This is a genomic window from Streptomyces sp. AC558_RSS880 (assembly GCF_019049255.1).
Taxonomy (GTDB): Bacteria; Actinomycetota; Actinomycetes; order Streptomycetales; family Streptomycetaceae; genus Streptomyces.
Genome location: NZ_JAGMUJ010000039.1, coordinates 1 through 7,652 on the forward strand (window position 1 = coordinate 1; position 7,652 = coordinate 7,652).

The window sequence follows — 7,652 nt, forward strand, 5'->3', positions numbered from 1 at the left end:
GTGCTGGAGGGGGCGGGGGTGCGGGAGCTGCCGGCGGGGTGGGGGGCGCCGGGGGCCGCCGGCTCGGCGGCCGCGGCGCGTACGGGGTTGCGGGTGGCGGCGGACTCGCTGGTGGCGCTGTTCGACACGCCGCTGCTGGCGGAGGCGGGGCTGGTCGAGGCGCGGGTGGTGCGCAAGGCCCTGCGGGGCGCGGCGGAGGGCGAGCCGCTGCCGCTGGACGGCCTGGCGGATCTGGTCGCCCTGGAGGTGTGGCTGCGCCGTCTGCTGGCCCGCAGGGGAACCTGCTGGACGGGCACTCCGGCCCGCCAGCGCGCGGTACCGGGCGGAATCGCCCCCCAGCGCGGCGCCCTGGGCGCCGGCGCGGCCGGCCCACGCTGAGACTTGCCTGTGGCGCGGTGTCGGGTCCGGTGGGATGCCTGTGGCGCGGTGTCGGGTCCGGTGGGATGCCTGCGGCGCAGCCTTCGCTCCGGTGGGGGCGTGCGTAGCGCCTACGGCCGGTGGGTGGGGCGGGGCCGCGTCGGGGGTGTCCGTCCTCGGACCGGCGCGGATCACGTTGCTCGGACGGGGTGCGGGGCGCGGACGCGCCGGCCACTGCGGGCGGCCACCCCCGCCCCGACCCCTCCCGCCGTACGCGATCCGCGGGCAGTCACTGCCGTCACCCTCCCGCTCCCGCGGGCAGCCGCTGCCGCCGCCCTCCCGCTCCCGCGGGCAGCCGCTGCCGCCGCCCTCCCGCTCCCGCGGGCAGTCGTGCCGCTGGGGCGGCACGGGTGGGCGCGACGGCACCCCGCAAGCGCCGGGCTGCGCGAACACCCTCCGGCCCACACCAACAGGGGGCACCCCGCAACACGCCGGGGCTGCGGCCCCCGCGACCAGTCAACGCGGAGCACCCCGCAAAACCCCGGCCGCGCAGACCGACTCCCGGCACACGCTCACGCGGGGCACCCTGCAAGCACCGGGCGGCCGCTCGCACACACCGGTGCTCCTGAGCCACCCCCTACGCCGGGCGTGAGCGCAACCCCTCCAGCAGGATGTCCAGCAGCCGCGCCGACGCCGCAGCCTGCTGCGCCGCATCCGGCAGGGACGGCGCCGCCGTAGCGATCACCAGCAGGACGTCCGACACCGACACATCCGGCCGGAGTTCACCCGAGGCCCGCGCCCGGTCCACCAACTGCCCCACGACGTCCAGCAGCTGCGCCGCCCCCGCGTCGTCCTCCGCCGCCACGGCCACCGGCGCCACCGGCGCCTCCGGCACCAGCCGCAGTTCACCCGCCGCCTGCGTCCGCTGCTGCGGCAACCGCGCCTGGTCCGGCAGACCGTGCTCCTCCGCCACACCCACCCGCAGCACCTGCGGCGGCAGCAGCCGTCCCGCGCCGGACGCGACCGACGTGCGCAGGAAACGGGACAGCGCCGACCACGGCTCGTCCTCCTGGCCGAGCGCCGCCCGTGCCTGGTCGGTCAGCCGGGAGGTCTCCTCCTCGGCGATCCGCCGCACCAGGACGTCCTTGCTCGGGAAGCGCCGGTACACCGTGCCCACGCCGACCCGTGCCCGGCGTGCCACGTCCTCCATCGGCGCGCCGTAACCCAGCTCGCCGAAGACCTCCCGCGCGGCACGCAGTACGTGCTCCAGATTGCGCTGGGCGTCCACGCGCAGCGGTGTCGTGCGCGCTCCGTCCGGACGTCCGCCGCCCGTGGGCGCGCTCATCGTCGCGCCGGCCGCGAGAGCGGAAGACCAATGAGAGTCCTGAACATGCATATGTATTCCCCCGGTAATGACGTCTCCCCCCGGAGACTTCTCCCCGCCATTGATGGCCGGGGCGTGTGGAACAGGTCCGGCTTGTCGGTCCCGCCCGTCGCGAGCCCGATGAGCGCATCCCCCTACACCCCGTCGACAGACGAACATAGTTGAGAGGGGGTCAATTCAGAAGGGGCAGGTTCCGCACGGAGCGCCCCTCGATCGGAGTACGGGTCGTATACGTCCTGAATGTACCCCTGGGCGGGGGCAGCTTCACCGCTGCTGACCTGTGAGGATTCCGGTAAGGGCGGTGAATCGGCCAACCAGGGGTGCGCGGGCCTTCCGGTCACACAATTCGTCGGGGCTGTGGACAAACGCAAGCGACGGGTGCGTCATGGGATGGTGAAGGAACGTGCGCGCATTCTCGTTGTCGGCGGCGGCTACGTCGGGATGTACACGGCCCTGCGCCTCCAGCGGAGACTGAAACGGGAACTCGGGCGGGACGAGGCCGAGATCACGGTCGTCACCCCGGATCCGTACATGACGTACCAGCCCTTCCTCCCCGAGGCGGCCGCCGGTGCCATTTCCCCTCGGCACGTCGTCGTACCGCTGCGTCGTGTCCTCGACCGGTGCCACATCGTCATCGGCGAGGCCACCGGCATCGACCACGCCGCACGCACCGCCACCGTCAGCACGCTCGCCACCGGCGAGGAGGGCACGGGAGGACGGCGGATCGCGTACGACGAACTGGTGCTCGCGCCCGGTTCCGTGTCGCGCACCCTCCCGATCCCCGGCCTCGCCGACCACGGCATCGGCTTCAAGACCGTCGAAGAGGCCATCGGCCTGCGCAACCACGTGCTGGAGCAGATGGACATCGCCTCCTCCACGCGTGACCCCGCCCTCCGGGACGCCGCCCTGACCTTCGTCTTCGTCGGAGGCGGCTACGCGGGCGTCGAGGCGCTCGGCGAGCTGGAGGACATGGCCCGTTACGCCGCGCGGTACTACCACAACATCCGGCCCGAGGACATGAAGTGGATCCTCGTCGAGGCGTCCGGGCGGATCCTGCCCGAGGTCGGGGAGGAGATGGGGCGGTACACCGTCACCGAACTGCGCCGGCGCAACATCGACGTACGTCTCGAGACCCGTCTGGAGTCCTGCGCCGACCGGATCGCCGTGCTCAGCGACGGGTCGCGCTTCCCCACGCGTACGGTCGTGTGGACCGCCGGGGTCAAACCGCACCCCGTCCTCGCGGCCACCGATCTGCCGCTGAACGACCGGGGCCGGCTGAAGTGCACCGCCGAGCTGGCCGTGGACGGGGCCGCGCACGCGTGGGCCGCGGGGGACGCCGCCGCCGTCCCCGACGTCACCGCGCGGGAGCCGGGGCGGGAGTGCGCCCCCAACGCGCAACACGCGCTCCGCCAGGCGCGGGTCCTCGGGGACAACATCGTCCACTCCCTGCGGGGGGAACCGCTGGAGACGTACGCCCACAAGTACGCCGGTTCCGTCGCCTCCCTCGGACTGCACAAGGGCGTCGCCCAGGTGTACGGGCGCAAGCTCAAGGGCTATCCCGCCTGGTTCATGCACCGGACCTATCACCTCAGCCGCGTTCCGACCTTCAACCGGAAGGCCCGGGTCGCTGCCGAGTGGACGCTCGCCGGGCTCTTCAAACGGGAGGTCGTCTCGCTCGGTTCACTCGAACACCCCCGGGCGGAGTTCGAACTGGCGGCCGGTGGAAAGCCTTCTCAGGACCCCCCGCACAACCCGAAGGGGTCGTCCTGACCGGACCCAGGAACTCCACCGGCCGGCCCGGCGTCTGACGGATGTCGGCCCGGTCGGCACCCTGCCAGACTGGTCCACCACCGCGGGCGGGCCCCCGCCCACCCCGGTGCGGCCCCCGGGGCCCCGGCCGGTCCCGGTTTCCGGCCGCCGACAACTACACGAGGCAAGGATTCGTGAACTTCACGCGCTGGAGCGCCCGGCTCCCCGGAACGCAGCGCCGCGCCGCAGCGCGGAACGAGCAGGCGGTCTCCCCGGACCGGCGGGGAGAGGGCTCCGTGCCCGGGGCCCGCGCCGAACAGCTCACCGACGACGTACGGCCCGTGCCCGCCGTCGACGAGCTCAAGGTGCGCGAGGTCCTGGACCACGTCCCCTCCCTCGTCGCCCTGGTCCACGGCCCCGACCACCGCATCGCCTACGTCAACGACGCTTACACGGCGGCCTTCGGCACCCGCCCGATCGGCGCCCCCGCGCGCGGAGCCCTCCCCGAGCTGGAAGCACTCGGCCTGCTGCCCCTCCTCGACCAGGTCCTGCGCAGCGGAAAACCCCGCACGGTGAAGTCCCGCAAGGCCCCCGGCGGCCGCTCCTACACCTTCACCTGCACCCCGGTCACCGAGGTCGAGGGCCGTGGCGTGCTGGTCTTCGCCACCGATGTCACCGACCACGCCGAGGCCGCCGAACGCCTGCGCGCCAGTGAACGCCGCCAGCGCGAGACCGCCGTCACCCTCCAGCGCTCCCTCCTCCCCCAGGAACTGGAGGAGCCCGACGACCTGCGCGTCGCCGCCACCTACCACCCCGGCGGCACCGAGGCAGCCGTCGGCGGCGACTGGTACGACGTGATCACCCTGGGCGGCGGCCGCACCGCCCTCGTCATCGGCGACGTCATGGGACGAGGAGTGCGCGCGGCGGCGGTCATGGGGCAGCTCCGTACGGCCGTACGGGCCTACGCGCGGCTCGACCTCCCCCCGCACGAGGTGCTCCAGCTGCTCGACGGCCTCGCCATGGAGATCGACGCCAACCAGATCGCCACCTGCGCGTACGCCGTCCACGACCCCAACGAGGGCCGCCTGGTGTACGCCTCCGCCGGCCACCTGCCCATCCTGGTCCGCGACGAGAACGGCACCGTCCGGCGCGCCGACGAACCGACCGGCCCCCCGCTCGGCACCGGCGGCTGGATGCACGCGTCCGGCTCCGTCCCCCTCGGCCCCGGCTCCACCGCCGTCCTCTACACGGACGGCCTGGTCGAGCGGAGGAACGAGGACCTGGACGAGGGCATCGCCGCCCTGGAGCGCGCCCTCGCCGGAGCCACCGGCAGCCCCCAGGTCGTCTGCGACCGGCTGGTCCGCTCGGCCGGCGTGACCCCGGACCACGACGACGACGTCGCCGTGCTGGTCCTCCAGCACCCCGCCCGCAAGGGCGCGGAGAGCGAGCTCTTCCGCAACGCCGCGCTGGAGCTCCTCGGCGGTGTCGAGGCGGCCCCCCGCGCGCGTGCCTTCGCCTCCGGCGTGCTGACCAGCTGGCGCTTCCCCGTCGAGCTGCACGACCTGGGCGTCCTGGCCGCCAGCGAACTGGTCGCCAACTCCCTCCAGCACGGCACCCCGCCCATGCGGCTGCGGCTGCGCCGCACCGACCGCCGTCTGATCATCGAGGTCACCGACGGCGACGACCACCTGCCGAGGCGCCGTCGCGCGGAACCCGGCGACGAGTCCGGCCGGGGCATCGCGATCGTCGCGACGATCGCCTCCGGCTGGGGCAGCAGACGCACCCCGGGCGGCGGCAAGGCGGTCTGGTGCGAGTTCCTCCTGCCGAAGACGCCCGGCTCGTAACCGAGCCGGGCGTACGGGGTGGGGCCTACGGGAGTGAGGCCGGGGCGCGTGACTCAGGCGTGCGCCGGAGCCTGCCCCGCTGCCGCGCCCCCCTGCACCACCACACGGCTCCGCGCCACCGACGGCTGGTTCTGCACGTCCGTGAGCTGCCGCCCGAGCCGTACCGCCAGCACCGTGATGCCCAGCGAGAACAGCAGGAAGATCACGACGTACGGCGCGTGCAGCGAGGCACCCAGCGGCCCGCCCACCGCCGGCCCCACGGCCAGCGCGAGCTGCTTCACCAGGGCGAACGCCGAGTTGTACTGTCCCGCCATCCCGGTCGGCGCGAGATCGGCGACCAGCGGCGCGAGCGTCGGCGACAGCATCGCCTCACCGAGCCCGAACAGCGCGTACGTCGAGATGAACGCGGCGGTCGCCATCGTCCGGCTCCCGTCGCCCAGCCCCGCGTACCCCGCCACGGCCCACGCCACGGCCCAGATCAGCCCCACGGACGCGATCACGCGCGAGCGCTTGCGCCGCTCGACGAACCGCAGCACCGCGAACTGCGCCACCACGATCACCAGGGTGTTCGCGGCCAGCGCCGTCCCCAGCGCGGAGGTGGAGATCCCGGCAGCCTCGACGCCGTACGCGCTCAGCCCCGACTCGAACTGTCCGTAGCAGGCGAAGAACAGCACGAAGCCCAGCACACACAGCTGCACCATGGCCCGGTTGCCCAGCAACTGCTTCCAGCTGGCCTTGGCCGACTGGGCCGGAGCGCCCCCGACGCGTGGCGCGTGCGGCATCCGCGCCGTCGCCATCACCACGACCAGCAGCAGGAACATCGCCGCCTCGATCGCGAAGAGGAGGACGAAAGAGCTCGCTTCCGTGGGATCCACGAGGTGACCGCCGATGAGACCGCCGACGCCGAGCCCGAGGTTCTGCAGGAAGAACTGCGTGGCGAACGCCCGCGACCGGTTCTCCGCGGTCGAGCAGTCCACGATCATCGTCGCGAGCGCCGGCTGCATCACCGCCTGTCCGGCGCCCAGTGCCGCCGCCGACAGCAGCACGGTCGCCGCACCACTCGACAGCCCCAGGCTCAGCGCCCCGACCGCGGCCGTGACCAGGGCGACGAGCAGCACCGGCAGCGGGCCGCGCCGGACGATCGCCCGTCCGGCGAACGGCAGCACGATCAGCGCGGCCACGGCGAAGACGGCGAGTACGAGACCCGCCGTCATGGCTCCCAGCCCTCGCACCTGCGCCACATAGACGTACAGGTACGGGACCGTGAAACCCAGCCCGAACGCGCTGAGTGCGTTGCCCACGTGGATCCGGCGCATCGCCGCGCCCATCGCCCTGGTCACGTTCACCTCTCTCAAGTAGTTAGGAGTGAAGACTTAGAAGCTAAAGTTCGATGCTAAAGAGTACATAGAGAAGGACTTCGAGGCAAAGAGGGGGCGTGCCATACTGCGGCCATGGGCGACACCTCCGGCGGCCTCGGCGAGCCGACACTCGAAGAGCAGATCGCCGCCTACCAGCGCGAGTTCCAGGACCTCGACCCCCAGGTCGAGAAGATCGTCAACGCGCTGTCCCGCCTGAACCGCCGCATGAACGTCGCCTACGGCCGCCAGACCGCCGAGCTCGGCATCACCAACGCCGACTGGGAGGTCCTCAAGGCCCTCGTCCTCTCCGGCGCCCCCTACCGCATGGGTCCCAGCGACCTCGCCAAGCGCCTCGGTCTGACCCCGGCCGCCATGACCCACCGGATCGACCGCATGGTCGCCGAAGGGCTGGTCGACCGGGAGCGGGACGAGACCAACCGGGTCCGCGTGATCGTGGAGCTGACCTCCGCCGGCCGGGAGAAGTGGCTCGAGGCGATGCGCCTCGCCACCGTCTTCGAGGAGGACCTCCTCCAGGACCTCGCCCCGGACGAGCGGGCGACGCTGGGCGAGGTCCTCACCCGCCTCCTGCGCCGGGTGGAACACGCCCAGCCGGATGCCGGCGGACGCCTCAGCGACCTGGACTGAAAGATCTCGACCAGGGACGCTTGACAGCCCCCTTGCCGGTCCGTAAGGTTCTTCGGGTTGCCACGGGGCCGTAACGGTTCTTCGGCAGCGTCTTCCGCCGCGACTGCGGCACTCAAAACCTCAGCACAACCTCCCGGTGGGAAAGATTTCGGCATGCCCGAATTCAATTCCATCTCTCGATTTGAGAAACGCGGAGAGAGTCCGCTAAGGTTTGAGACGTCGGAACGGCCCAACGGCCGCGAAGACAACCCGATCTGACCGGGAATCAGGACCGAAAGGATCTGATAGAGTCGGAACCGCCGGAAAGGGAAACGC

The 7,652-nt window shown here is 72.5% G+C and carries 5 protein-coding genes and 1 pseudogene; 4 read left to right on the forward strand and 2 right to left on the reverse strand.

Features of this window, described 5'->3' with window-relative positions; genetic code table 11:
• Positions 1 to 378: pseudogene (locus tag KUM38_RS16865) on the forward strand (asparagine synthase); the annotation flags it as partial.
• A 616-nt stretch (positions 379 to 994) separates the two neighbouring features.
• Here KUM38_RS16865 and KUM38_RS16870 read toward each other — a convergent pair.
• Positions 995 to 1,753 (reverse strand): TetR/AcrR family transcriptional regulator, encoded by a 759-nt coding sequence (locus tag KUM38_RS16870; RefSeq protein ID WP_217130201.1) that lies wholly within the window; start codon positions 1,751 to 1,753, stop codon positions 995 to 997.
• A 378-nt stretch (positions 1,754 to 2,131) separates the two neighbouring features.
• Here KUM38_RS16870 and KUM38_RS16875 point away from each other — a divergent pair, with 378 nt between their 5' ends.
• On the forward strand, positions 2,132 to 3,511 hold the full coding sequence (locus tag KUM38_RS16875; RefSeq protein WP_217130202.1) for an NAD(P)/FAD-dependent oxidoreductase: 1,380 nt from the start codon (positions 2,132 to 2,134) through the stop codon (positions 3,509 to 3,511).
• 173 nt (positions 3,512 to 3,684) lie between these two features.
• On the forward strand, positions 3,685 to 5,334 hold the full coding sequence (locus KUM38_RS16880; RefSeq protein WP_217130203.1) for a SpoIIE family protein phosphatase: 1,650 nt from the start codon (positions 3,685 to 3,687) through the stop codon (positions 5,332 to 5,334).
• A gap of 53 nt (positions 5,335 to 5,387) precedes the next feature.
• On the opposite strand, the gene KUM38_RS16885 is transcribed toward KUM38_RS16880, so the two are convergent.
• Positions 5,388 to 6,662, reverse strand: coding sequence for an MFS transporter (locus tag KUM38_RS16885; RefSeq protein WP_217130205.1), 1,275 nt, complete (start codon positions 6,660 to 6,662; stop codon positions 5,388 to 5,390).
• Positions 6,663 to 6,785: 123 nt separating this feature from the next.
• Between KUM38_RS16885 and KUM38_RS16890 the strand changes: the two genes are divergently transcribed.
• Positions 6,786 to 7,337, forward strand: coding sequence for a MarR family winged helix-turn-helix transcriptional regulator (locus KUM38_RS16890; RefSeq protein ID WP_217130204.1), 552 nt, complete (start codon positions 6,786 to 6,788; stop codon positions 7,335 to 7,337).
• Positions 7,338 to 7,652 lie beyond the last annotated feature (315 nt).

Excerpts from the sequence above, each read along its gene's own strand:
- KUM38_RS16870 (WP_217130201.1), bottom strand. The coding sequence starts at position 1,753 with ATGCATGTTCAGGACTCTCATTGGTCTTCCGCTCTCGCGGCCGGCGCG.
- KUM38_RS16875 (WP_217130202.1), top strand. The coding sequence starts at position 2,132 with ATGGTGAAGGAACGTGCGCGCATTCTCGTTGTCGGCGGCGGCTACGTC.
- KUM38_RS16885 (WP_217130205.1), bottom strand. The coding sequence starts at position 6,662 with ATGGGCGCGGCGATGCGCCGGATCCACGTGGGCAACGCACTCAGCGCG.
- KUM38_RS16890 (WP_217130204.1), top strand. The coding sequence starts at position 6,786 with ATGGGCGACACCTCCGGCGGCCTCGGCGAGCCGACACTCGAAGAGCAG.